Origin of the sequence: Nocardia sp. NPDC058519, from assembly GCF_042719755.1 — a bacterium.
Taxonomy (GTDB): Bacteria; Actinomycetota; Actinomycetes; order Mycobacteriales; family Mycobacteriaceae; genus Nocardia.
In genome coordinates this window covers 56,205-79,856 of the sequence record NZ_JBHXNK010000005.1, presented here as the reverse complement: position 1 = coordinate 79,856, position 23,652 = coordinate 56,205, and the positions used below count along the sequence as shown (strand labels likewise).

23 protein-coding genes are annotated in these 23,652 nt (G+C 66.9%); 12 read left to right on the top strand and 11 right to left on the bottom strand.

Annotation, left to right across the window (positions count from 1 at the left end; translation table 11 throughout):
• The first annotated feature begins 106 nt into the window (after positions 1-106).
• Positions 107-1,099 (top strand): LysR family transcriptional regulator, encoded by a 993-nt coding sequence (locus ACFWPK_RS07950; protein ID WP_378913825.1) that lies wholly within the window; start codon positions 107-109, stop codon positions 1,097-1,099.
• Here the strand turns inward: ACFWPK_RS07950 and ACFWPK_RS07945 are convergent.
• Positions 1,096-2,739 carry an acyl-CoA synthetase gene (locus ACFWPK_RS07945; protein WP_378913824.1) on the bottom strand — a complete coding sequence of 548 codons (1,644 nt, stop codon included), beginning with the start codon at positions 2,737-2,739 and terminating at the stop codon, positions 1,096-1,098. The two genes, ACFWPK_RS07950 and ACFWPK_RS07945, sit on opposite strands and share 4 nt — an antisense overlap.
• Positions 2,740-2,799: 60 nt before the next feature.
• On the opposite strand from ACFWPK_RS07945, the gene ACFWPK_RS07940 reads away from it, so the two are divergent.
• Complete coding sequence (locus ACFWPK_RS07940; protein WP_378913823.1) at positions 2,800-3,582, top strand: crotonase/enoyl-CoA hydratase family protein; 783 nt, start codon at positions 2,800-2,802, stop codon at positions 3,580-3,582.
• Between the two features lie 52 nt (positions 3,583-3,634).
• Here the strand turns inward: ACFWPK_RS07940 and ACFWPK_RS07935 are convergent, their stop codons facing one another.
• Positions 3,635-4,051: a VOC family protein gene (locus tag ACFWPK_RS07935; RefSeq protein WP_378913822.1), complete on the bottom strand. Its 417-nt coding sequence runs from the start codon at positions 4,049-4,051 to the stop codon at positions 3,635-3,637.
• 149 nt (positions 4,052-4,200) lie between these two features.
• Here ACFWPK_RS07935 and ACFWPK_RS07930 point away from each other — a divergent pair, with 149 nt between their 5' ends.
• The gene (locus ACFWPK_RS07930; protein ID WP_378913821.1) at positions 4,201-5,199 is read left to right on the top strand and encodes a sigma-70 family RNA polymerase sigma factor; all 999 of its coding nucleotides are present in this window, start codon (positions 4,201-4,203) and stop codon (positions 5,197-5,199) included.
• 14 nt (positions 5,200-5,213) lie between these two features.
• Here ACFWPK_RS07930 and ACFWPK_RS07925 read toward each other — a convergent pair whose 3' ends face one another.
• Both ACFWPK_RS07925 and ACFWPK_RS07920 read right to left on the bottom strand, forming a co-directional pair.
• Positions 5,214-6,749, bottom strand: coding sequence for an acyl-CoA synthetase (locus ACFWPK_RS07925; protein ID WP_378913820.1), 1,536 nt, complete (start codon positions 6,747-6,749; stop codon positions 5,214-5,216).
• 21 nt (positions 6,750-6,770) lie between these two features.
• Positions 6,771-7,808 carry an LLM class F420-dependent oxidoreductase gene (locus tag ACFWPK_RS07920; protein ID WP_378913819.1) on the bottom strand — a complete coding sequence of 346 codons (1,038 nt, stop codon included), beginning with the start codon at positions 7,806-7,808 and terminating at the stop codon, positions 6,771-6,773.
• 60 nt (positions 7,809-7,868) lie between these two features.
• Between ACFWPK_RS07920 and ACFWPK_RS07915 the strand changes: the two genes are divergently transcribed.
• Genes ACFWPK_RS07915 through ACFWPK_RS07895 form a run of 5 tightly spaced genes read left to right on the top strand, consistent with a single transcriptional unit; the run spans position 7,869 to position 12,345 of the window.
• Positions 7,869-8,834 carry a Zn-ribbon domain-containing OB-fold protein gene (locus ACFWPK_RS07915; protein WP_378913818.1) on the top strand — a complete coding sequence of 322 codons (966 nt, stop codon included), beginning with the start codon at positions 7,869-7,871 and terminating at the stop codon, positions 8,832-8,834.
• Between the two features lie 46 nt (positions 8,835-8,880).
• Positions 8,881-9,876 carry a thiolase domain-containing protein gene (locus ACFWPK_RS07910; protein WP_378914048.1) on the top strand — a complete coding sequence of 332 codons (996 nt, stop codon included), beginning with the start codon at positions 8,881-8,883 and terminating at the stop codon, positions 9,874-9,876.
• A complete protein-coding gene (locus tag ACFWPK_RS07905) occupies positions 9,873-11,042 on the top strand; it encodes a thiolase domain-containing protein (RefSeq protein ID WP_378913817.1) in 1,170 nt (389 codons plus the stop codon). The genes ACFWPK_RS07910 and ACFWPK_RS07905 overlap by 4 nt, the downstream gene beginning before the upstream one ends.
• Entirely contained in the window at positions 11,039-11,929 is an 891-nt protein-coding gene (locus ACFWPK_RS07900) for a TIGR03619 family F420-dependent LLM class oxidoreductase (RefSeq protein WP_378913816.1), read from the top strand. Before ACFWPK_RS07905 ends, ACFWPK_RS07900 begins: the two co-directional genes overlap by 4 nt.
• Positions 11,926-12,345 (top strand): nuclear transport factor 2 family protein, encoded by a 420-nt coding sequence (locus ACFWPK_RS07895; RefSeq protein WP_378913815.1) that lies wholly within the window; start codon positions 11,926-11,928, stop codon positions 12,343-12,345. The genes ACFWPK_RS07900 and ACFWPK_RS07895 overlap by 4 nt, the downstream gene beginning before the upstream one ends.
• A gap of 60 nt (positions 12,346-12,405) precedes the next feature.
• On the opposite strand, the gene ACFWPK_RS07890 is transcribed toward ACFWPK_RS07895, so the two are convergent.
• On the bottom strand, positions 12,406-13,698 hold the full coding sequence (locus tag ACFWPK_RS07890) for a cytochrome P450 (protein WP_378913814.1): 1,293 nt from the start codon (positions 13,696-13,698) through the stop codon (positions 12,406-12,408).
• Between the two features lie 132 nt (positions 13,699-13,830).
• Between ACFWPK_RS07890 and ACFWPK_RS07885 the strand changes: the two genes are divergently transcribed.
• Complete coding sequence (locus ACFWPK_RS07885; protein ID WP_378913813.1) at positions 13,831-14,994, top strand: steroid 3-ketoacyl-CoA thiolase; 1,164 nt, start codon at positions 13,831-13,833, stop codon at positions 14,992-14,994.
• Between the two features lie 365 nt (positions 14,995-15,359).
• On the top strand, positions 15,360-15,776 hold the full coding sequence (locus ACFWPK_RS07880; protein WP_019044759.1) for a helix-turn-helix domain-containing protein: 417 nt from the start codon (positions 15,360-15,362) through the stop codon (positions 15,774-15,776).
• Between the two features lie 134 nt (positions 15,777-15,910).
• Here ACFWPK_RS07880 and ACFWPK_RS07875 read toward each other — a convergent pair whose 3' ends face one another.
• The 5 genes from ACFWPK_RS07875 to ACFWPK_RS07855 form a co-directional block, all read right to left on the bottom strand.
• A complete protein-coding gene (locus tag ACFWPK_RS07875) occupies positions 15,911-16,945 on the bottom strand; it encodes a hypothetical protein (RefSeq protein ID WP_378913812.1) in 1,035 nt (344 codons plus the stop codon).
• Complete coding sequence (locus tag ACFWPK_RS07870; protein WP_378913811.1) at positions 16,942-17,457, bottom strand: ImmA/IrrE family metallo-endopeptidase; 516 nt, start codon at positions 17,455-17,457, stop codon at positions 16,942-16,944. The genes ACFWPK_RS07875 and ACFWPK_RS07870 overlap by 4 nt, the downstream gene beginning before the upstream one ends.
• Positions 17,458-17,468: 11 nt before the next feature.
• Entirely contained in the window at positions 17,469-18,662 is a 1,194-nt protein-coding gene (locus tag ACFWPK_RS07865) for a hypothetical protein (protein ID WP_378913810.1), read from the bottom strand.
• A gap of 202 nt (positions 18,663-18,864) precedes the next feature.
• The gene (locus tag ACFWPK_RS07860; protein ID WP_378913809.1) at positions 18,865-19,776 is read right to left on the bottom strand and encodes an SDR family oxidoreductase; all 912 of its coding nucleotides are present in this window, start codon (positions 19,774-19,776) and stop codon (positions 18,865-18,867) included.
• Between the two features lie 57 nt (positions 19,777-19,833).
• Complete coding sequence (locus ACFWPK_RS07855; protein ID WP_378913808.1) at positions 19,834-20,613, bottom strand: SDR family oxidoreductase; 780 nt, start codon at positions 20,611-20,613, stop codon at positions 19,834-19,836.
• Positions 20,614-20,683: 70 nt separating this feature from the next.
• On the opposite strand from ACFWPK_RS07855, the gene ACFWPK_RS07850 reads away from it, so the two are divergent.
• The gene (locus ACFWPK_RS07850) at positions 20,684-21,448 is read left to right on the top strand and encodes an enoyl-CoA hydratase family protein (RefSeq protein ID WP_378913807.1); all 765 of its coding nucleotides are present in this window, start codon (positions 20,684-20,686) and stop codon (positions 21,446-21,448) included.
• A 5-nt stretch (positions 21,449-21,453) separates the two neighbouring features.
• On the top strand, positions 21,454-22,335 hold the full coding sequence (locus tag ACFWPK_RS07845; protein WP_378913806.1) for a CoA transferase subunit A: 882 nt from the start codon (positions 21,454-21,456) through the stop codon (positions 22,333-22,335).
• On the opposite strand, the gene ACFWPK_RS07840 is transcribed toward ACFWPK_RS07845, so the two are convergent.
• The gene (locus ACFWPK_RS07840; protein ID WP_378913805.1) at positions 22,332-23,519 is read right to left on the bottom strand and encodes an RNA-guided endonuclease InsQ/TnpB family protein; all 1,188 of its coding nucleotides are present in this window, start codon (positions 23,517-23,519) and stop codon (positions 22,332-22,334) included. The two genes, ACFWPK_RS07845 and ACFWPK_RS07840, sit on opposite strands and share 4 nt — an antisense overlap.
• Positions 23,520-23,652 lie beyond the last annotated feature (133 nt).

Genomic DNA, 23,652 nt, shown 5'->3' with positions numbered 1-23,652 from the left:
AGGGGCATACGACCGGATCGTGCTGCATTCGAACCCGTGTCACGGTGGTAGGTCGAACAACCGACGCGCCCTGGTGCACACCCAATGCCTGTATGAGGAGGTGGAGATGGATCTCGATCTCGCTGCTGTGCGCACAGTCGTCGCCGTGGCAGAGGAAGGTCAGTTCAGCTATGCCGCCGACCTACTCGGCATCAGCCAGCAATCGGTCTCCAAACGCGTCGCCAAGATCGAGGCGCAACTGCGGACGGCACTGTTCGAGCGGACACCGACCGGGGCCGTACTCACGCCCATCGGGCTGCGCTTCCTACCGCACGCGAGGGCCATCCTGGCTTCCGCCGACGCCGCGATACGCGCGGTCCGCACGCCGTTGCGGGTCGCGGTGCACGGCGACCGGATCGCCGACGCCGAGGTGATGCGGTTCTATCGGAGCCAGCGACCGGTTGCCGACGTCGAGACGGTCATCGCGAGCACAACGCCGCGCAACGCCGTGATCGAAGGCAAGGTCGACGCCGCCTTCGCCCGGGCGCACTGGGCCGCCGCGCCGCTGCCGAGGGACATCACCGCCATCCCCGCCTACCTCGAACCACTGCGGCTGCTTGTCGGCAAGGACCATCCGCTCGCCACCCGCGCCCACGTCACCCTCGACGACCTGCGCCCGTTCACCGCCTGGGTGCCCGGCGCCGCCGTGCACTCCGAGTGGGCCGACTTCTACGACCACCTCAGCCGATTCAGCGGCATCCGCGTCGAGACCGGTCCAAGAGCTGTGCCGATGGCGCGCATCGTCGAGCAGGTCACCGCCTCCCGCACTCTGGCCACCTTCACCGGCGAGGCGACAAGCACGCCATGGCACCCGGACAGCCGCCAGATTCCGATCACCGACCCGGTCCCGGCCTATCCCTTCGCCCTGCTGTGGAAGACGGCCAACCGCCACCCTGAACTCGCCCACCTTGTCGACCACGTGCGCGGCACCTACAACCGCGATGCCGCCCTCGGATGCTGGATCCCGGCGACCGACCGCGCCCTGTTCGCCGCCGGGCACGACAATGGCCCGCCCAGCGAAAACGCTGGACGGGCCACGACTTTCATCGCTCGACGTTAGGCCGAGCCTGCCTCCGCATGCTCGTCCGCAGGGCGCTCGTCGGTCTGGGATTTGGCCCAGCGGTAGTCCGGCTTGCCGGCGGGCGAGCGTTTGATCTCGTCGACGAACCACAGGCTGCGTGGTTGCTTGTAGGACGCGATCTCCTGGGCGAGGATCGGCTTCAGGTCGGCCAGGGTGGGGCGGTTCCCGCCGCGACACTGGATGACCGCGCAGACCCGCTGGCCCCAGCGTTGGTCCTCGACGCCGACGACCAGGGCGTCGAAGATCTCGGGGTGGGCCTTGAGGGCGCCTTCCACCTCTTCGGGGTAGATCTTCTCGCCACCGCTGTTGATGCTCACCGAACCGCGGCCGAGCATGGTGACCGAGCCGTCTTCCTCGACGCGCGCGTAGTCGCCGGGGATCGCGAAGCGGACCCCGTTGAACTCCTTGAACGTCGCGGCCGACTTGACCTCGTCCTTGTAGTAGCCGAGCGGGATGTGCCCGCTGCGCGCCAGCAGGCCGACGACGCCGGAACCCGGTTCGACCGGATTGCCTTCCTCGTCGAGCACCTGGGTGGCCGCGTCGATCTTCACCCGGGGGCCACCGGTGTGGGTGGCACCCTTGGCGACCAGGGACAGGCCGCCGAATCCGGTCTCCGAGGAGCCGATGGAGTCGGAGATCATCCGGTTGGGCAGCACTTCGAGGAACTTGTCCTTGAGCGACGGCGAGAACAGCGCCGCACTGCTGGCCAGCACGTACAGGGTCGAAAGATCGTAGGGCTCACCGGTTTCCGGGTTGCCTTCGGCGAGGGCGTCGAGCATCGGGCGGGCCATCGCGTCACCGGTGATGAAGATCAGGTTGATGCCGTGCTTGTCGACGGCCTGCCAGACACCGTGCCCGCTGAACTCGGGGATCATCACGGCCTTGCCACCGCCGAACAGGCTGTGGAAGGTGGCCCACTGTGAGCCGCCGTGGATCATCGGCGGGATCGGGAAGCGCACCATCTGCGGGTTGGCCGCGCCGATCTTGGCCAGCTCCCATTCGTCCTTGGTGTACTCGCCGGTGACGAAGTTGATGCCGGCGCCGAGTACCCGCCAGACATCCTCGTGCCGCCACATCACGCCCTTGGGCAGACCCGTGGTGCCACCGGTGTAGAGCATGTAGATGTCGTCGGGCGAGCGCTCCTCGAAGTCGCGTTCACCCGACGCATCGGCCAGCGCTGCTTCGTATTCCACGGTATCGGCGCCGGTCGGCTCGTCGGTGCCGTCATCGACGACGATCACCGTCTTCAGGGCGGGCACCTTCTCCCGCACCGCCGCCACCTTGTCGGTGTAGCGGCGCTCGTGGATCAGCGCCACCATGTCGGAGTTGTCGAAGATGTGCAGCAGCTCGTTCTCGACATAGCGGAAATTGACATTGATCATCACCGCCCTCGCCTTGAAGACGGCCACCATCGCTTCGACGGCCTCCACGGTGTTCCTGGAATAGATTCCGACTTTGTCGCCGGGACGCACACCCTGTTCCAGCAGGTAGTGGGCCAACTTGTTGGCCCGCTCCTCCAGTTCGGCGTAGGTCGACTCTCGATGCTCGCCGACCAGCACGATCCGGTCGGGCATCAAGTCGACGGCATGTTCGACGAGATCGGCTATGTTGTAGCTCACAGGACAAAAATAGAACGTGTTACTGTTTCTGACAAGACTCAACTTGTCAGGAGTATCGAAATGGCCCACTGCCTGGTCGAGAAGCGCGACCATGTCCTCATCGTCACCATGAATCGGCCGGAGGCGCGCAACGCCCTGTCCGGCGAGATGATGGCGATCATGCGCGACGCCTGGGACCAGGTGGACAGCGATCCCGACATCCGCGTCGCGATCCTCACCGGTGCGGGCGGGGCCTTCTGCGCGGGAATGGATCTGAAGGCGATGAGCTCGCAGCATCCGGGGGACACCGCCTCCTCCGGCAGCTGGGACCCCGCCTACCTCCCCGCGCTGCTGAAGGGGCGGCGACTGGCCAAGCCGCTGATCGCGGCCGTCGAGGGCCCGGCTATTGCCGGTGGCACCGAGATCCTGCAGGGCACCGACCTGCGCGTGGCCGGGGAAAGCGCCAAGTTCGGCGTCTCCGAGGCCCGCTGGGGCCTGTTCCCGCTCGGTGGTTCCGCGGTGCGGCTGGCCCGGCAGATCCCGTACACGGTGGCCGCTGATCTGCTGCTGACCGGTCGGCATATCACCGCTGCCGAGGCCAAGGAGATCGGCCTGATCGGACACGTTGTCCCCGACGGAACCGCCCTCGACAAGGCCATGGCGCTGGCAGGCCAGATCGCCGACAACGGCCCTCTCGCCGTCCAGGCGATGCTGCGCACCCTGCGTGAAACCGAGGCCATGCCGGAGAACGAGGCGTTCCCCATCGAGGCGAAGATCGGCATCGAGGTGTTCAGATCAGCCGACGCCAAGGAAGGGCCGCGAGCCTTCGCCGAGAAGCGCAAGCCGAACTTCACCGGCTCCTGACACGCCTCAGGGCGCCGGGCTCTGCGCCCGGCGCCCTGACTGCGGTGAGGGTCTACGCGCCCGGGTAGTCCATGTAGAACGGCTCCCACTGGTGGCCGTCGGGGTCGATGAAGGTGCGGCCGTGCATGCCGACCTGGGCCTCCTGGGCCTTCTTGTCGTCGTTGGCCTCCTCGGTGGCGCCCGCCGCCACGGCCGCCTCGGTGAGCGCGTCGACCTCCGCCGCGCTGCCGAGCGACAACGCGTAAGCGGCACCGATAGCAGCCCCGGTGTCAGCGATCGGGCGCTTGCTGAACGTGGTGAAGAAGTCCTTGGTCAGCAGCATCAGGCAGATGTTGTCGTCGACGACGATGCATGCCGCGTTCTGATCGGTGAAGTCCTCGTTCACCTTCCAGCCGAGCGCCTCGTAGAAGCCTTTGGAGCGGTCGAGGTCGGCGACGGGGAGGTTGATGAAGATCATCTTGTTGCTCATGGGATCAGCCTTTCGGGGCGTCGTTGCGGTCTCGAACATGTAGACGCGGCGATCGGCGCGGATTCATCGCATCCACGCAAAGTTCGCGAAATCGCGATAGTTCGTTTTCTCCCCTGTCGAGTGTCGGACCCCTGTGGCATCGTGAGGCTATGACCGACGCCACAACCGCGACCACCGGCCCCGATCCCGCCGTGCTGGCCGAATTCGAGTCCCATCGGCGCGAGTTGTGCGCGTATGCCTACCGCATGCTCGGCTCCTCGTTCGAGGCCGAGGACGCGGTGCAGGAAACCTTCACCCGCGCCTGGCGCTCCTACGATTCCTTCGAGGGTCGCGCGAGCCTGCGCTCGTGGCTCTACAAGATCGCCACCAATATCTGTCTGGACATGCTGGATCGTCCACAGAGCCGCGCGAGGCCGATGGATCTCAACGGGCCGGGCCGCCCGGATTCACCGCTGCCCATGCCACAGCCCGATTACGTGTGGATCGAGCCGATCCCGAACGCGCTCGCCTTCGGCGCCGACCCGGCCGACCACGCCTCCACCAGAGACACACTGCGCCTTGCCTTCGTCGCGGCCTGCCAGCATCTGCCCGCCACCCAGCGCGCGATCCTGATCATGCGCGAGGTGCTTCGCTTCTCCGCGGGTGAGACCGCCGAGGCACTGATGATGTCGCCGGCGTCGGTGAACAGCGCGCTACAGCGGGCCAGGGCCACCATGTCGAAGGTGCAGCCGAGCGTGGCCGACAGTTTCGACGAGACCGATCCCGATCAGCGCAAATTGATCGACGACTTCGTCAAGGCGTTCGAGGCCTACGACATGGATGCGCTCACCACCCTGCTCAAAGCCGATGTGGCGCTGTCGATGCCGCCGTTCGATCTCTGGATCTCGGGCCCGGAGAACGTGGCCGCGTTCATGCTCAGCACGGGCAGCGCGTGCCGCAATTCGCGGATGGTGCCGCTGGGCGGCGCCAACGGTTCGCCCGCCTTCGGCCACTACAAGCCGAGCGAGGAGCCCGGCGTCTGGGTGCCGTGGTCGATCACGGTGCTCGAACTCGAGGGCGACACCATCGCCGGCCTCAACTTCTTCCTCGACACCCAGCGCCTGTTCCCGCTCTTCGGGCTCAAGCCGGAGTGGCGCGAGCCCGTCTGAGCGGGAACGCCAATTCAGAGCAGGCGGCGCTTGTACAGCTTTCCGTTGGGATCGCGGGGCAGCTCCGCACGGTATTCCACCGTGCGGGGCAGCTTGTACTTCGCGAGCTGACCGGCGGCGAATTCCAGAATGTCGGCGGTGAGTTCGTCGCTGCCCTCGGTGTCGGCGACCGGCTGCACGAACGCCTTCACCTGCTGGCCCCAATCCGGGTCCGGCACACCGAGAACCGCTACGTCGGCCACCTTGGGGTGGCTCATCAGCACCCCCTCGATCTCGGCCGGGTAGATGTTCACGCCACCGGACAGGATCAGATCCGAGCGCCGGTCGCACAGGAACAGGTAGCCGTCTTCGTCGAGGTAGCCGATGTCGCCGACGGTGAACAGGTCACCGACGCGCGACTCGTCGGTCTTCTCCTTGGCGTGGTGGTACTCGAAGCTCGACGCGCCCATCCGCATGTAGACCATGCCCTCTTTGCCCGCGGGCAGTTCGGTGCCGTCGGTCTCGTCGAGCACCTTGATCACCGACCACGGCCAGGCCTTGCCCACCGAACCCGGCTTGGCCAGCCACTCGGTTCCGTTGATCACGGTGCCGCCGCCCTCGGTGGCCGCGTAGTACTCGGTGACGACCGGTCCCCACCACTCGAGCATCTGCCGTTTGGTCTGCGGCGGACACGGCGCCGCACCGTGCACCATGCTGCGCAGCGAGGACACGTCGTAGCGGGCGCGCACGTCTTCGGGCAGGGCGAGCAGGCGATGGAACTGGGTGGGCACCATGTGGCTGTGCGTCACCTTGTGCCGCTCGATCAGCGCGAGCATATCCTGCGCGTCCCATCGGTCCATCAGAACGAGCTTGTGCCCCAGCTGGATCGAGATGGTCGAGAAGTTCAGCACGGCCGTGTGATAGAGCGGCGAGCCGCAGATGTGCACGTGGTCGTCGTAGGGTGCCAGCTCGAACAGGCTGAAGAACGCCCTGTTCGGCGCGGGAACGGTATCCGGATCGGCACCGGTGAGCGGACGGCGAACGCCCTTGGGCCGCCCCGTGGTTCCCGAGGTGTAGAGCATCGGCGCGCCGACCGAACGCTCCGACGGCCTGCCGGTGTCGGCGGCGCCGAGCCACGACACCGGCCGGAAGCCGGGCACTGTGCCGACGGAGAACCGGGCGTTCTCCGGCAGTTCGGCGAGGTCGGCGGCCTCGGCGGCGGTGGCCGCGAACCGTTCGCTGGCCAGGAAGGCCGCGGAGTCACTGTCTCCGAGGATGTAGGCGATCTCGGGCGCGGTCAGATGCCAGTTCACCGCGACGATGTACAGCCCCGCCTGGTACGCGGCGAAGTACGCGGCAATCGCCTCCACGCCGTTGTGCAGCATGCTGACCACGACGTCGCCTGTGCGCAATCCGATGCCGCGTAGTCCGTTGGCGTAGCGATTGGCCAGAGTCGCCAATTCTCGATAGGTGATCTCTCTGCCATCCGGGTCGACGACGGCGATCCGCTGGGGATCTGTCGCGGCGATATTCCACAGTCCGAGGACTTGCGTTGTCTGCTGGCTGTTCACCCTTCGAATTTAGAACGCGTTCTACAAAGCAACAAGGGGTTGGAGAAGACTCATTTGTTCGACATTCGATACCGAGATCAGCATCATCGTCACGCCCGCGTCTTCCCATTCCTTCAACCGGGAGCGCACATGCGCCTCGTCACCGAAGATCGCGGTGTCGGTGATCAGCTCGTCGGGCACCGCCGCGGCGGCCTCGGCCTTGCGCCCCGCCTGGAACAGCGCGGAGATCTCGTCCACCTCGGCGCCGTAGCCCATCCGCTTGTACACCTGAGCGTGGAAATTCAGCTCGGGCGCGCCCATGCCGCCGATGTAGAGCGCGCTCACCCAGCGCATCCGCTCGATCTCCGCCGCCGGATCGTCGGTGATCACCACCTGCGCGCTCGCGGCGATCTCGAAGTCTTCGCGCGAACGGCGAGCACCGGGCCGGGCGAAGCCCTCGTCGAGCCACTCGTTGTACATGCCCGCCAGTCGGGGCGCGTAGTAGATCGCGAGCCAGCCGTCGGCGATCTCGGCGGTCTGCGCGATGTTCTTCGGCCCCTCCGCGCCCAGCCAGATCGGCAGATCAGCGCGCAGCGGGTGCACGATCGGCTTGAGCGGTTTGCCGAGCCCGGTCGCACCTGGGCCGCCGTACGGCAGCCCGTAGTGCGCGCTGTCCGAGGTCACCGGCGCCTCACGCGCGAGCACCTTGCGCACGATGTCGACGTACTCGCGCGTGCGCCGCAGCGGCTGGGCGAACGGCTGCCCGTACCAGCCCTCGACCACCTGCGGACCCGAGACGCCGAGCCCGAGAACGGCCCGTCCGCCGCTGAGGTGGTCCAGGGTGAGCGCGTGCATCGCGGTGGCAGCGGGCGTGCGCGCCGACATCTGCGCGACCGAGGTACCCAGCCGCACCCGCGACGTCGACGAGCCCCACCAGGCCAGCGGCGCGAAGGCATCCGACCCCCAGGACTCGGCCGCGAACACCGCGTCGAAGCCCGATTCCTCGGCCGCGATCACCAGCTCACCGACGCCGACGGGGGGCTGTGCGCCCCAGTATCCGAGTTGCAGTCCGAATTTCATGATCGGCGCCCTTTCGGCGAATCCTTGCGAGCAGAATAAGAACCTGTTCTACTCGATATCGTGACCCAGGGGAATACCGCAGTGGAAGTATTGAGTGCACCCCTCCGGGTGCGATTCGACTACACCAGGTCCGTCGGACCCATCATCGGTGCATTTCTGACCGGACTGCGCGAGGGCCGAATACTCGGCGCTCGCGGCAGCGACGGCCGGATACTCGTGCCACCACCAGAATACGATCCGCTCACCAGCGCGGCGCTGGACGAGCTGGTCGAGGTCGCCGCGACCGGCACCGTCAAGTCGTGGACCTGGGTGTCGGAGCCACTACCCGGCCAGCCGTTCGATCGCCCGTTCGCCTGGGCGCTGATCCAGCTCGACGGCGCCGACACCGCTCTGCTGCACGCGCTCGACGTCACCGAACCCGGTCAGCTCAGTACCGGAATGCGGGTCAGTGCCCGCTGGGCGGACGAGCGCACCGGCCGCATCCAGGACATCGCCTGCTTCGAGCCCGGCGAGAACACCAGCACCGCGACCCCTTCCGAACAAGAACCGGTCACCATGCTGACCACACCCGTCGACCTCGACTACAAGCACACCGCCTCCCCTCAGGAGACCGTCTACCTGCGCGGGCTGGCCGAGGGCAAGCTCATCGGCGGCCGTTCCGAAGCAGGCGGGCGAGTGTACTTCCCGCCGCGCGGCGCCAACCCGACCGACGGCAGACCCACCGACGACCTGGTCGAGCTGTCCGACAAGGGCACGGTGACCACCTTCTGCATCGTCAACGTGCCGTTCCTCGGCCAGCGGATCAAGCCGCCGTACGTGGCCGCCTATGTGCTCCTCGACGGCGCCGACATCCCGGTCCTGCACCTGATCCTCGGCTGCGAGGCCGACGAGGTGCGCATGGGCATGCAGGTCGAGGCGGTGTGGAAGCCCCGCGAGGAGTGGGGCCACACGCTGGCCAATATCGACCACTTCCGGCCCACCGGGGAGCCCGACGCTCCCTACGAGTCCTACCAGCACCACCTCTAGAGAGGCGACGTTGACCACATCAGCATCCTCCGGCAGCGACGCGAGCCTGCCCGAGATCGCGGTGGTGGGCTTCGCCCACGCACCACACGTACCCGAAACCCACGGCACCACCAACGGCGTCGAGATGCTCGTGCCGTGCTTCCAGCAGCTCTACGCCGAGCTCGGCATCACCAAGTCCGATATCGACTTCTGGTGCTCTGGGTCCTCCGATTTCCTTGCCGGACGTGCGTTCTCGTTCATCTCGGCGATCGATGCGATCGGCGCCGTTCCACCGATCAACGAGTCGCACGTGGAGATGGACGCCGCATGGGCGCTCTACGAAGCGTGGGTGAAGCTGCGTTCCGGACAGGCGCAGACCGCACTCGTGTACGGCTTCGGCAAGTCGTCGGCCGGCACGCTGCGCCAGGTGCTGACCATGCAGCTCGACCCCTATCTGGTCGGACCGCTGTGGCCCGACGCGGTCTCGATCGCGGGTTTGCAGGCGCGTGCCGGTCTGGATTCCGGCCGGTGGACCGAGCAGGACATGGCGGCGGTCGCGGGCGGTGACCTCGGCGCACCCTATGTGGCCGACCCGCTGCGCGCCCACGACATCGCGCCGATCACCGACGGCGCGGCCGCGATCGTGCTCGCGGTCGGCGATCGCGCACGAGAGCTCTGCGAGCGACCCGCGTGGATCACCGGAATCGCGCACAACATCGACGCCCAGGCACTGGGCAGTCGCGATCTGACGCGCTCTCCCTCCACCACCAAGGCGGCCGCGGTGGCGACCGGCGGCGATACCAGCTTCGACGTCGCCGAGCTGCACGCGCCGTTCAGTCACCAGCAGTTGATCCTCGCGGAAGCGATCGGGCTGTCCGCGGACACCCGCATCAACCCCTCCGGTGGCGCCCTCGCCGCCAACCCGATGTTCGCGGCGGGTCTCGAACGAATCGGCAGCGCCGCCAAAGCCATCATGTCCGGCACCGCGAACCGGACCCTCGCTCATGCGACCAGCGGCCCTGCGCTGCAGCAGAATCTGGTCGCCGTCATGGAGGTCAAGTGAGCTTCCCCGCAGCGGTGCTCGGCACCGGCCAAACCCATCACGTGACAAAACGTACGGACGTGTCCATGGCGGGCATGTGCCGTGAGGCCATCGATCGCGCACTCGATGACGCGGGTCTGACCATCGCCGACATCGACGCTGTCGTCGTCGGCAAGGCCCCCGACTACTTCGAGGGCGTCATGATGCCCGAGCTGTACATGGCCGAGGCGCTCGGCGCGGCGGGCAAGCCGTTGATCCGCGTGCACACCGCGGGCTCGGTCGGCGGCTCGACCGGCGTCGTCGCCGCCAACCTGGTGCAGGGCGGGGTGCACAAGCGCGTCCTCGCCATCGCCTGGGAGAAGCAGTCGGAGTCGAATGCCATGTGGGCGTTGTCGATTCCGGTGCCGTTCACCATGCCGGTCGGCGCGGGCGCGGGCGGCTACTTCGCTCCGCACGTGCGCTCCTACATCCGTCGCTCGAACGCGCCACTGCACATCGGTGCGATGGTGGCGGTGAAGGATCGGCGCAACGGCGCGAAGAACCCGCTCGCGCACCTGCATCAGCCCGACATCACCATCGAGTCGGTGCTGGCCTCCCAAATGCTGTGGGACCCTATCCGTTTCGACGAGACCTGCCCGTCGTCGGACGGCGCGTGCGCCGTGGTGATCGGCGATGCCGAGGCCGCCGCGGTGGTCGAAGCCGAGGGCAAGAAGGTGGCCTGGGTACACGGCACCGCGATGCGCACCGAGCCGACCACCTTCTCCGGTCGCGACCAGGTGAATCCGCAGGCGGGCCGGGTCGCGGCCGCGGCCCTGTGGGAGTCGGCCGGGATCACCGATCCCCTGGAAGAGATCGACGTCGCCGAGATCTACGTGCCGTTCTCCTGGTTCGAGCCGATGTGGCTGGAGAATCTCGGCTTCGCGGCCGAGGGCGACGGCTGGAAACTCACCGACAAGGGTGAGACGGAAATCGGTGGGCGAATCCCGGTGAACCCGTCGGGTGGCGTTCTCTCGTCCAACCCGATCGGCGCCTCGGGCCTGATCCGGTTCGCCGAAGCGGCCAAGCAGGTGATGGGGCGCGCGGGCGCGTACCAGGTACCGAATGCGCGCAAGGCCCTTGGGCACGCGTACGGCGGTGGCTCCCAGTACTTTTCGATGTGGGTTGTAGGAAGCGAGCGTCCAGTATGAAGTTCACTCTCGGTATCGCGCTGAGCCCACTGGAACAGCTCACCGAGCTGGCCAAAACGGCCGAAGAATGCGGGTTCACCTCCATCGGGCTGCCCGACTCGCTGTTCTACATGAAGTCGCAGGCCGCCGACTACCCCTACACCCCCGACGGCAGCCGCTTCTGGGGCCCGGACACACCCTGGGCAGACCCTCTGATCGCCGCCGCGACCATGGCCGCGGTGACCACGAAGCTGCGGTTCTACACCAACGTCCTCAAGCTCGGCTCGCGCAATCCGCTGCTGCTGGCCCGCCAGGTCGGCTCGATCGCCAATATGTCGGGCAACCGGTTCGGCTTCGGCATCGGCATCGGCTGGGCACCCGAGGAATTCGAATGGTGCGGGGTTCCCTACGCCCGCCGTGGCGCACGGGTCGATGAGATGATCGAGGTCATCCGGCTCGTCCTCGACGGCGGCATGGTCGAATTCCACGGCGACTTCTTCGATTTCGACCAGCTGCAGATGAGTCCGGCGCCGAGCGAGCGGGTGCCGTTCTACATCGGTGGGCACACCGGTCCGGCGTTGCGCCGGGCCGCCCGCATCGGTGACGGCTGGACCTCGGCGATGATGAAGTTCGACGACCTGGTCACCACCATCGGCACGCTGCGCGATCTACGTGCGGAGTACGGCAGGTCCGAGGAGTCGTTCGAGATCCAGTCCGTCTGCATCGACAAGTTCGGTCGCGACGGCTATCAGGATCTGGCCGACGCGGGCGTCACCGACAACATCGTGGTGCCCTGGCTGGCCGACGGTATCGGGTTCGACGGCGAGCTGGCGGCCAAGCAGGACTCGCTGCGCCGCTTCGCCGAGAAGTACATCGCCGACCCCATCATCGCGAAGGTAGCGCCATGACCGACACCGTAGTCGAGAACTCCGCCCGCGCCGCCGGCCTGGCATCCCAGGCCGCGGTCCGGGCCAAGGACCGCGCCGCCTGGGTGGCCCTTTTCGCCGAGGACGGCATTGTCGAAGACCCCGTCGGCCCTTCGGGTTTCGACCCCGAGGGCGTCGGCCACCAGGGCCACGAGGCCATCGGCGGCTTCTGGGACAAAGCCATCGCGCTCACCGAATCCATCGAATTCCGCTTCGAGGACTCCTTCGCGTGCGGCAATGAAATCGCCTTCACCGGCCTGATCCGCACCACCATGGCCGGCCACGTCATCGACGCCGAGGGTGTGTTCACCTACAAGGTCGACGCCGAGGGAAAGATCGCCGCTTTGCGCGCTTTCTGGGAAGTAGACCGCGCGGTCGCTACCACGCGCCCCATATAGCGGTAAACGCGAGAACAGCCCGGGACCTTTCGGTCCCGGGCTGTTCTCGTTGTCAGCGACTCAGTGCGCGACAGGGCAACCGGCGGGCTTGTAATCGACCGGCAGCTCCTTGATCCCATTGAGCCAACCCGAACGCAGCCGCTTCGGATCACCGATTTGCGTGATATCGGGCAGCTGGTCAGCAATCGCGTTGAAGATCAGGTCGATTTCGAGCCGGGCCAGATTGGCCCCGACGCAGAAGTGGGCGCCGGTGCCACCGAAGGACAGGTGCTGATTGTCCTTGCGGGTGATATCGAACTTGTCCGCCTGCTCGAAAACCTCTTCATCGAAGTTCGCCGAGGCGTACAGCATCACCAGCCGCTGCCCCTTCTTGATCTGCACCCCAGCCAGCTCGGTGTCCTCGAGCGCGGTGCGCTGGAAGGAGGTGATCGGGCTCGCCCAGCGGATGATCTCGTCCACCGCGGTGGCCGGACGCTCCTTCTTGTAGAGCTCCCACTGGTCGGGGTTCTCCATGAACGCCATCATCCCGTGGCTGATAGCGTTGCGGGTGGTCTCGTTGCCCGCGACCGCGAGCAGGATGACGAAGAAGCCGAATTCCTCGGGCGTCAGCGACTCACCGTCGACGTCGGCCTCGACCAGTGTGGTCACCAGATCATCGGCCGGACAGGTCTTTCTGGCCTCCGCCATCTGGTAGGAGTAGCCGAGCAACCCCACCGACGCGGCCACCGGATCGATATCAACGTTGTCGGGATCGTCGTAGCCGGTCATGCTGTTGGACCACTCGAAGACCTTCATCCGGTCTTCCTGCGGCACGCCGATCAGTTCGGCGATCGCCTGCAGCGGCAGCTCGACGGCCACCTGGGTGACGAAGTCGCCGGAGCCGGACTCGGCCGCCCTTCGCACGATGTCGGCGGCACGGGCCGACAGTTCGGCACGCAGGCCGTTGACCGCGCGGGGCGTGAAGCCCTTGGAGATGAGCTTGCGCAGCTTCGTGTGCTCGGGCGCGTCCTTGTTCAGCAGGACGAAACGCTGTAGTTCGATCTGCTCGCGCTCGATGTCGTCGTTGAACCGCGGGATGGCGGTGTTCTCGAAGGTGGAGAACACATCGCTGCGGCGCGACACCTCCTTGACGTCGGCGTGCTTGCTCACCACCCAGAAGCCGTCGTCGTGGAACCCGCCGGTCTCGGGCGGCTGCTCGTTCCACCAGATCGGGGCCGACCGCCGCAATTCGGCGAACTCCTCCACCGGAACACGCTCGGCGTAGATGTCGGGGTCGGTAACGTCGAACCCGTCCGGCAGGTTCGGCCGGGCACCCGTCACAGGGCCGGCGTGTTCGGTGCTCGGATCTACCACCAGATGTCTCCTTCGACAAACTGAAACACGTTCTATAATCATTCAAGCATAGCGGTCGCCGCGACGGAAGAACCTCGCGGTTTTACCCTGAGCTCAAGATCGGAACCTGTTGCAGTTATGAGGGAGAATCACATGGGCACACCCGTGATCGTCGAGGCCGTGCGGACCCCCATCGGCAAACGTCGAGGGCAACTTTCGGGACTGCACGCCGCCGAACTGCTCGGCCTGGCCCAGCGCGGACTACTCGACCGGGCGGGCCTCGACCCGGCCGAGGTCGAGCAGGTGATCGGCGGCTGCGTCACCCAGGCCGGCGAGCAGTCCAACAACGTCACCCGCGTCGCCTGGCTGCACGCGGGTCTGCCGTGGCAGACCGGCGCGACCACCATCGACGCCCAGTGCGGTTCGGCTCAGCAGGCCAACCACCTCATCGCGGGTCTCATCGCCACCGGTGCGATCGACGTCGGCGTCGCGTGCGGCGTCGAGGCGATGAGCCGGGTGCCGCTCGGCGCCAATGTCGGCACCGAGGCGGGTCCGCGACGGCCCGCGTCGTGGTCGATCGACCTGCCCGACCAGTTCGGCGCCGCCGAGCGCATCGCCCGCAGGCGCGGGATCACCCGGTCCGACATCGACGAATTCGGCTTGCGCTCACAGCAATTGGCGGCCAAGGCATGGGCAGAGGGCCGCTACGACCGTGAGGTGCTCCCGATCTCGGCTCCGGTACTCGACAGCGAGGGCGTGGCCACCGGCGAGAAGGTGGAGGTCGCCCGCGACCAGGGTCTGCGCGCGACCACCATCGAAGGACTCGCCGCGCTGAAACCGGTCGTCGCCGACGGTATCCACACCGCGGGCACCTCCTCGCAGATCTCCGACGGTGCCGCCGCGGTGCTGCTGATGGACGAAACCGTCGCGCGCCGAAAGGGTTTGCGCCCGCGCGCCCGGATTCATACCCAGGTACTCGTCGGTGCCGAACCGGAGTTCCATCTCGACGGTCCGGTACAGGCGTGCACCCGGCTGCTCGAGCGCTCCGGAATGACGATTGGCGATATCGATCTCTTCGAGATCAACGAGGCATTCGCGTCGGTCGCACTTTCGTGGGCTGCCGTACATCAACCTGACATGGAACGTGTAAATGTAAACGGCGGCGCGATCGCAATCGGGCATCCTGTCGGCTCCACCGGCTCCCGATTGATCACAACCGCGCTACACGAACTCGAACGCACAGGTCAGGGCACTGCCATGGTGCTCATGTGCGCCGGCGGCGCACTCGCGACCGGAACCATCATCGAACGCCTGTAGACTGATCCATACCGAAACCGGGCGCCCAGGTTGAAGATTCATCCCAGGGCGCCCGGAACGTGTCGTACGCCACAAAGTCACGGGGGGCAGGGGGATGATGAGATGTCAGCTATCTTTGAGCTACCGTAGGGTTGGGGAGGAAGAGCCCTGCGACGGGCACGAACCCGGGCACCCGCGCGCTCCACAAGAGTCGTTGGCGTGACCCGCAAACGCGGCCACCGCCGCCCCTGCACGCAGGTGAGCGTCGGAAATCGTAGAGAAATCCCCAATCAGGCGTAGGTTTTCAGTTACTGAGCCGCTAATATCAATGATACGTATCCGAGATAACGACTGTTAGTACAGTGAAGGGAATTGGGCGGCTCACAATGGCTGATTTCGCGGCGCGGCTGAACAAGCTGTTCGAAACCGTGCATCCCCCGGGGCGCAAGCCGCACACCAACGCAGAGGTTGCGGCTGCGCTGACTGCCTCCGGGCATCCGATCTCGAAGCCGTATCTCTCACAGTTGCGGTCGGGACAACGAACGAATCCGTCCGATGAGACGGTGGCCGCCCTGGCGAAGTTCTTCAAGGTCAAGCCTGACTACTTCTTCAACGATATTTACGCGGCCAAGATCGATCACGACCTGGAGCTGCTCGCGCAGCTGCAGGGTTACGGACTTCGTCGACTGTCGAGTAGGGCATTCGACCTGTCCGAAGAATCACAGAATCTGCTCACCTCGATGGCGGAGAAGCTGCGGGCCAGCGAAGGCTTGCCCGAAATTCCTCCGGACGGAACGGAATAGGATCCACGCATCGGCCGGCCTGACGCACCTGATGGTGTCCTGGGTACGGCTGTAAACATCGGATACGCAGACAACGGGCCTGAGACGGTGAAACCCACCAGCTCAGGCCCGTTTTCTGTGCCGTGACCGGCCGGTCAGCTCGAAGTAGCGGCGTTCCGCGGTGCCGTCTTCGCGGCCGCCACCGCGTTCTCGTACTGGTTCGCGAGCGCGAGGACCCAGCCCCGCGGGCTCAATCCGGGCGGCGGCGCGATCCAGCGCGCGTCTACGAACAAGTCCCCCAACGGATTTCGCGCCCACTCGGCCACCACGGCGGCCCGTTGCGACACCGAGTTCGGCGGCTCACCGGCAGCCGGGATGACGATGCCGCTGCCTGAGAGCAGATACAGCGCGTCCATCACCTGTGCCATGTGATCGGAGGCCTTGAGCTGCGCCGAGGTGGCGTTCTGTTCGGGCGCGACCACCTCGGGGAAGCGTCCGACCATCAACTTGTGCAATGGCTGGATCCGGCGCAACAGGACCTTGGCCCGCCACCACAGCTCGATCACGATCGACACCGCGCCCAGCGCGATCAGCAGCGCGGCGATCTCCCACGCGACCCATCCCCACAGCGGCTCGTCGGGCGGCGTCGGTGCGGCGTGCTGGAAGGCACGACCCACATTGGCGACGGCGAGCACCGCGACCAACGCGGTGCCGGTGATGTAGACGGCGATGCCGCGACCGAGGATGGTCCAGTCCAGGTTGCGCAGACCGGTGGTCACGATGAACACCGCGCCGAACGCGACCACCATCCAGCCGAAGGTGAACGACCACGCCAGGGTGATCGCGATCGCCACCGCCCCGATGCCGTACACGACCATCGCGACCTGGCGCAGGTTGCGCCGCGAGACCACCGGCCACGCGGCCGAGGCCACCACCGAGGTGGCCGTGGTGAACAGGATCCAGGCGGAGATGACGATGCCGGTGGACAGCCAGCCGCTGTGCACACCGCCCTTCATCAGATTGTCGATGGCGACAGCCATCTCGGGAATGGCGACGGTGACCGCGAGTGCCACGGCGGCGACCGCGACGACGATGGCCACGCGGGCGGTCGTCGCGGGCTTCACCAGCACGCGACCCACTCGCGCACCCGCGGCAACCCAGACCAGCAGGGCTGTCAACCAGAGTGTCATCCGAGTGCCTCATCGAATCGAAGGACCGAGACGCCTGCGCCCCGGTTGCTGAATACGCGCAGTCGGGTCATGAGCATGGCCGCGAAGGTCTCGGCCTCCCATTCGGCGAGGTCGTCGGAGCCGTCGTCGACGATCTGCGCGTGGGCGCGCTGGCTGAGCATGTAGGCGATCAGGTCGTCGCTGACTTCCAGGGTCGTCTCCACCGCGGGTGCGCCCTCGTGGTCGAAGACGATGTGGCCGAGTTCGTGCGCGAGGGTGTGATCGCGACTCGGCAGGGCGTCGGCGAGCACGATGATGTCGCGTTCGGGATAGAACCGGCGCTGACCGCACACGCCGGGGCCGAGGTTCGCGCTGGTGATCTCGATTTCGCGTTTGCGCTCCATCGAGATGGCGTAGACCACCTCGTCGAGGCTGGTGGCGTCGAAGTCGGCGGCCACCGCGCACACCGCGTCGACGGCGGCGGCGACGCGGCGATAGGACCGGGAAGCGCTCTGGGTCGTGCTCTTACTCATCGAAGATCCCCTCACGACCTCGGTCCGAAGAACTCGGCACGCGCCGCGTTCACCCGCGCTTGGGCTGCCGCGGCACCTTGGAAACTCACTGCGCCCGAACCGGTTCCGGCCAGGGTGAGCGCGATCAGGCCGCCGATCACCGAAAGGAGTTCGGGTTCGGGCAGGCCACTGTTGTCACTGGTCGGCTTGAACTCGTGGTTCGGCTTGGCCGCCGGTACCGGTGCGGCCGCGGCGGGCGGTGGTGCGGCCGGAGCCTCGATCGCGGGCGGTGCGGCTGCCGGAACAGGCACTGCCACAGCGATATTCGGAATACCGGGGATGGCGGGCGCGGGTGGGATGGCGATCGAGGGCAGGGCCGGTGCGGCCGGGGCCGAGGGGATCGGGATCAGGAGCAACAGTAGTGGCGAGGCCGATCCGACTGCCGCCGAGCCGACCGCGGCGGAACCCACGGCGGCCGATCCCGCACCCGCGGAACCTACCGCCGCGGAACCTGCAGCGGCGGAACCGACTGCGGCAGAACCTGTTCCGAGCACAGCCGAGCCCACGCCGAGAGCGGCCGAACCGGTGCCTGCCGCTGCCGAGCCGACGGCGGCCGAGCCGGTACCGAGAACCGCGGCGGCACCCGCCGAACCCGTGCCGAGAACCGCGGCCGCGCCTGCCGAGCCGGTACCGAGGATGGCGGCCGCGCCCGCGGAGCCTGAGCCGAGGACTACGCCGAGACCCGCCGACCCGGTGCCGAGGAGGACGCCGAGGCCGGCCGAACCGGTGCCGAGGACGACGCCCGCGGCTGCCGAGCCCGCGCCTGCCGCGGCGGAGCCGGCGGCGGCCGAACCCGAGAGGGGGCCCGCGACTTCCTTTTTGGGGATGTCATCGCTCGATCGGCCGGGGATGGTGAGCGGGGTCCATTCGCCTTCGTCTGCGACCGACGCACCCGACTGCGGGTTACCCGGATCGTCCTGCTCGCTGTTGCCCTGGTTCTGGCCTTGACCAGGCAGGCTCAGCTCACCGAGCTTGGGGGCCGGGGTGCTCTGACCGCCATTGCCGCCACTTCCGTTGCCCTGTCCGCTGCTTCCGCTGCCGGGTGCCTGTGCGGCAGGTGTGGATGGTTTTTCCGGGGCGGCCATCGCGACAGCCGGCCCTAATAGCGCACAGCCGGCCAGCACACTCGCAGCGGCAAACACGCGCAACATGCGACCAATGGCCATGCGCTAGATCATCCCCTTAGTTTTTCAGCGCAGAATTACCCCCGGTCGCGACACATTCCGGGATCGACGAACAGTAGCCCATAGTAAACCCACGGTCACATGCCCGCAGCGGAGAGCAAGAGTCGTCCAGCCCCCTGGACATGTGTGACATGCCATAAGTGCAGGCCGGGGACTTTTCCCGGCCTGCACATCTCAGAGTTAGCTATGCGCCGTAAACAGGCTCCGGCGGAGTGCTCTTCTCGATCAGTTCTTTGACGACCGGACCGAGCTCGGCGGGGTTCCAGCGGGCGCCGCGATCGACCGGGGCACCATGGAGCCAGCCCTGCGCCAGCGCGACCTTTCCGCCCTCTACCTCGAACATCCGGCCGGTCACCCCGGCCGATTCGGAGCTGCCGAGCCACACGACCAGCGGCGAGATGTTCTCCGGCGCCATCGCGTCGAAGCCCGCGCCGGGAGCGGCCATGGTGTCGGCGAAGACCGTCTCGGTCATCCGGGTGCGGGCGGCGGGGGCGATGGCGTTCACGGTCACGCCGTAGCGCCCGAACTCCGCCGACGCGGTCAGTGTGAGACCCGCGATACCCGCCTTGGCCGCGCCGTAATTGCCCTGGCCGACGCTGCCCTGCAGCCCGGCACCGGAGCTGGTGTTGATCACGCGGGCGTCCACCGGGCGGCCCGCCTTCGACTCGGCCCGCCAGTACTCGGCCGCGTGCCGCATGGTGGCGAAGTGGCCCTTGAGATGCACGCGAACCACGGCGTCCCACTCGTCCTCGCCGAGGTTGACCAGCATGCGGTCGCGCACGAAGCCCGCGTTGTTGACCAGCACATCGAGCCCACCGAACGTGTCGACGGCCTGCCGGATCAGGCGGCGAGCGCCTTCCCAATCGGCGACGTCGTCGTAGTTGGCGACGGCCTCGCCACCGGCCGCGACGATCTCGTCGACAACCTGCTGCGCGGGGGTCTCGGTCGTGGCGGCGCCGTCGAGCGCCGTGCCGACATCGTTGACCACCACGCGGGCACCCGCGGCGGCGAAGGCGAGCGCGTGCGCGCGGCCGATTCCCCGGCCCGCGCCGGTCACGATCACCGTGCGTCCGGCGCAGATCAACTGGTTGTCCATCTCAAAACTCCTGTGATTATCGGCAGCTGACGCCGCGGGTCGGTCCGGTCGGGAAGGTCACTGATTGTTCGCGTTGGCGGCGTCGAGGAAGGCCGGGCGTTCGCCGCCGCCGTGAACGAGCAAGGTCGCGCCGCTGATATGCGCGGCAAGGGGTGAGGCCAGGAAGAGGGCGGCGTTGCCGACGTCGGTCGGGCGGGCGAGACGGCCGAGCGGGACGGTCTTCGCGACGGCGGCCACTCCGTCGGCGTCGCCGTAGTGCAGGTGGCTGAGTTCGGTTTCCACCGGGCCGACGACGACGGAGTTGAGCCGGACTTTAGGCGCCCACTCGACGGCCAGCGAGGACGCGAGGTTGTCCAGGCCCGCCTTGGCCGCGCCGTAGGCGGCGGTGCCCGGCGAGGGCCGGTGCCCGCTCACGCTGGTGATCATCACGATCGAGCCGCCCGAATCCTGCTTTTGCATCAGCGCATTGGCCTGCTGGGAGATCAGCAGGGGCGCTAGCAGATTCAGCTCCACGATCTTGGTGTGGAATTTGGGGCTCGCGGCGTCGGCCATCGCGAACGGCGCGCCACCGGCGTTGTTCACCACATGGTCGATCCGGCCGTGCCTGGCGACGATCTCGGCGAACATCGCCGCCACCGCGTCGGCATCGCGCACATCGCAGGTGAGGTGTTCGGTGCTGCGATCGGCCACCGTTATCGGCTCGTCGGCCGGTCTGCGCGCGCAGGTCAGCACCGTCGCGCCCGCGGCGAGGAAGGCCCGGCTGATTCCGGCGCCGACGCCTCGTACGCCGCCCGTCACCAGAACGATCTGCTCGGAAAGGTCGATTTCTACAGCCACCGTGTTAACCTACCAAGCAATTGCTTGCTTTGTCTCGGGTTCGCCGGGGCGCGCACGAGGAGACATCGCGATGGGGATAAACCGTCACACCGAAGCCGACGGGGTAGAGGTCGTCACAGTCGACTACCCGCCGGTCAACGCCCTGCCCTCGGACGGCTGGTTCGCGCTGGCCGAAGCCGTCAGGGCAGCGGGCCGCAACCAGGAGACCCGGGTGGTCGTGCTGCGCGCGGAAGGCCGCGGGTTCAACGCGGGCGTCGACATCAAGGAGATGAACGCCGACGTCGGCCATACCGCGCTGATCCGCGCCAACCACGGCTGCTTCGAGGCCTTCGCCGCGGTCTACGACTGCGAGGTGCCCGTGGTCACCGCCGTGAACGGCTTCTGCCTCGGCGGCGGCATCGGCCTGGTCGGTAATTCCGACGTCATCGTCGCCTCCGACGACGCCACCTTCGGTCTGCCCGAAGTGGACCGTGGCGCGCTCGGCGCCGCCACGCACCTGGCGCGGCTGGTCCCCCAGCACCTGATGCGCACCATGTTCTATACCGCGGGCAAGCTCACCGCCCAGCAGCTGCACCACTTCGGTTCGGTGTACAAGGTGGTGCCGCGCGCCGAACTCGACGCCGCCGCGATGGAAGTCGCGAAGAACATCGCGAACAAGGACGGCCGCGTGATCCGTGCCGCCAAACGCGCGCTCAACGGCATCGACGTGCAGGACGTGCATCGTTCCTACCGCTACGAACAGGGCTTCACGATGGAGCTCAACCTCGCCGGTGTCGCCGACGAGATCAGGGCGCGCTTCGACGACGATCTCGCCGCGCAGAAGAAGGAGAGCTGAACGCCATGCGCGACAAGAGAATGACCCTCGACGAGGTGGTCGGTGAGCTGCGCAGCGGCATGACCATCGGGATCGGCGGCTGGGGTTCGCGACGCAAGCCGATGGCGCTGGTACGCGCGCTGCTGCGTTCCGATGTCACCGATCTGACCGTGGTCACCTACGGCGGCCCGGATCTGGGTCTGCTGTGCTCGGCGGGCAAGGTCCGCAAGGCGTACTACGGGTTCGTGTCGCTGGATTCGGCGCCGTTCTACGACCCGTGGTTCGCGAAGGCACGCACCGAGGGCGCGATCACCGTGCGCGAGATGGACGAGGGGATGGTGAAGTGCGGGCTGCAAGCGGCCGCGGCGCGGCTGCCGTTCCTGCCGATCCGGGCCGGGCTCGGGTCGGCGGTGCTCGACTTCTGGGAGGGCGAGCTGAAGACCGTCCAGTCGCCGTACCCCGCCGCCGACGGTCGCGTCGAAACCCTGGTCGCGATGCCCGCGCTGAATCTCGACGCGTCGTTCGTGCACCTGGACCTGGCCGACAAGCACGGCAATGCGGCCTACACGGGCGTCGATCCGTATTTCGACGATCTGTACTGCCTGGCGGCGGAGCGCCGCTACGTCTCGGTGGATCGCATCGTCGAGACCGAGGAGCTGGTGAAAGCTGTTCCGCAACAGGCGATCATCCTCAACCGCATGCTGGTCGACGGTGTGGTCGAGTCGCCCGGCGGCGCGCACTTCACCTTCGCCGGCAGCTACGGGCGCGACGAGAAGTTTCAGAAGCACTACGTGGCGGCCGCGAAGACGCCGGAGTCGTGGGCCGAGTTCAAGGCTCGCTATCTGGATGTGCCCGAAGACGAATACCAGTCCGCTGTGCATGCTTTCGCCGAGGAGCAGAAGCTTTAACCCCTCCCACCCCGTGAAGGCGTGGGATCCCCGGCTCGGACCGCACCGACAACCTCGAAAGGAGGCAAGCAGTGTCTAACGTCGTCAGCACCGACACGGACAGGTTCAACCGTGGCCAGAATCAGTCTGGCAGCGTTGCGATCACGGTCGGCGGTGTACCCGCAGTCCGCACATCGGAAGATTCGTTCGGCGAGTTCGAGGCGCTGCTTGGCTCTCGCGTAGCACTGCGAACACGTCATCGTCGTGTAAGCGGGCGAAACCAACACCACCTTCCGGCCCGCCCGCACGCCACGAATGATCAACTCTCGCTTAGCCGCGCCGATCGCAGCATCAGCGGCCTTGCGCGACATCCTCGATCTAGCCAGGAACTTGGGCTTGAAATCCTCGACCGCGATCGTCTGGTGAGCACTGATCACACGGTGGACCCACTGCCGGGCCGCGTGCGCGTTTTGGCGCGCAGCCTTCTTCGCCAGTCTCGCAGCCGCACGTCGGGCTTGCTGATACCCATTGGACGGGGTCTGCCCACGCGGGCGACGACGACGCGCCATCTTCCGTTGGGCTCGGGCCAGCTCCGCCGCACACCGGCGCCGATGGCCACCATAGAGCAGGTCGAAGGCCGGATCTGTCGTCGTGGCTGTCGTGGTGACACCCCAATCAATGCCGATAGCGCCGACTGCCTCGGCCAACGGCTCGACGCGACGCCGAACCACGAACGATGCGTACCAATGGCCAAGCGAATCCTGGTAAACCCGGACGGATGTCGGTTCGGATGGCAGTTCTCGGCACCACACCACCGGGACCGACACCCCGCCAGGAAGTCGCAGTCTGCGGTCCCGGATCGAGAAACCCCGGGTGGTGTATTCCAGCGACGGCAGCGCCTTCTTACACGCCTTGGACTTGGGCTTTCCTCGACCCTTGACTCGGTAGGCGTCGTTGAGCGCCGCGGCATAGGCTCGCAACATCTGTTGCTGGGCGACCTGAGATCCCTCCCTCAGCCACTGGGTGCGGGCTCGAGCTCGGGTGAGCAGCTTCGACAAGCTACAGAAGGTTGGCTTGCGCCCGTTGCGCTCCTGGTGCACAGCCTCGTTCCACAGAAATCGACACCTGTGCCACTCATCGAGCAGTGCACGCTGCGCCGTCGCGCCGGGGCGCAAACGGTAGGTGTAGCGCACAGTCTCCTCCACGCGAATTATCTTATAGCACAATGCTATTTGCGCCCGCAGTTGGCGCGATACGCTCGGACGACCACGTCGAGACTGAGCCTCGTCACGGATAGCTGCTCGTGGTCTGCGGTCAGGAATACGGCATCTGCCGCCT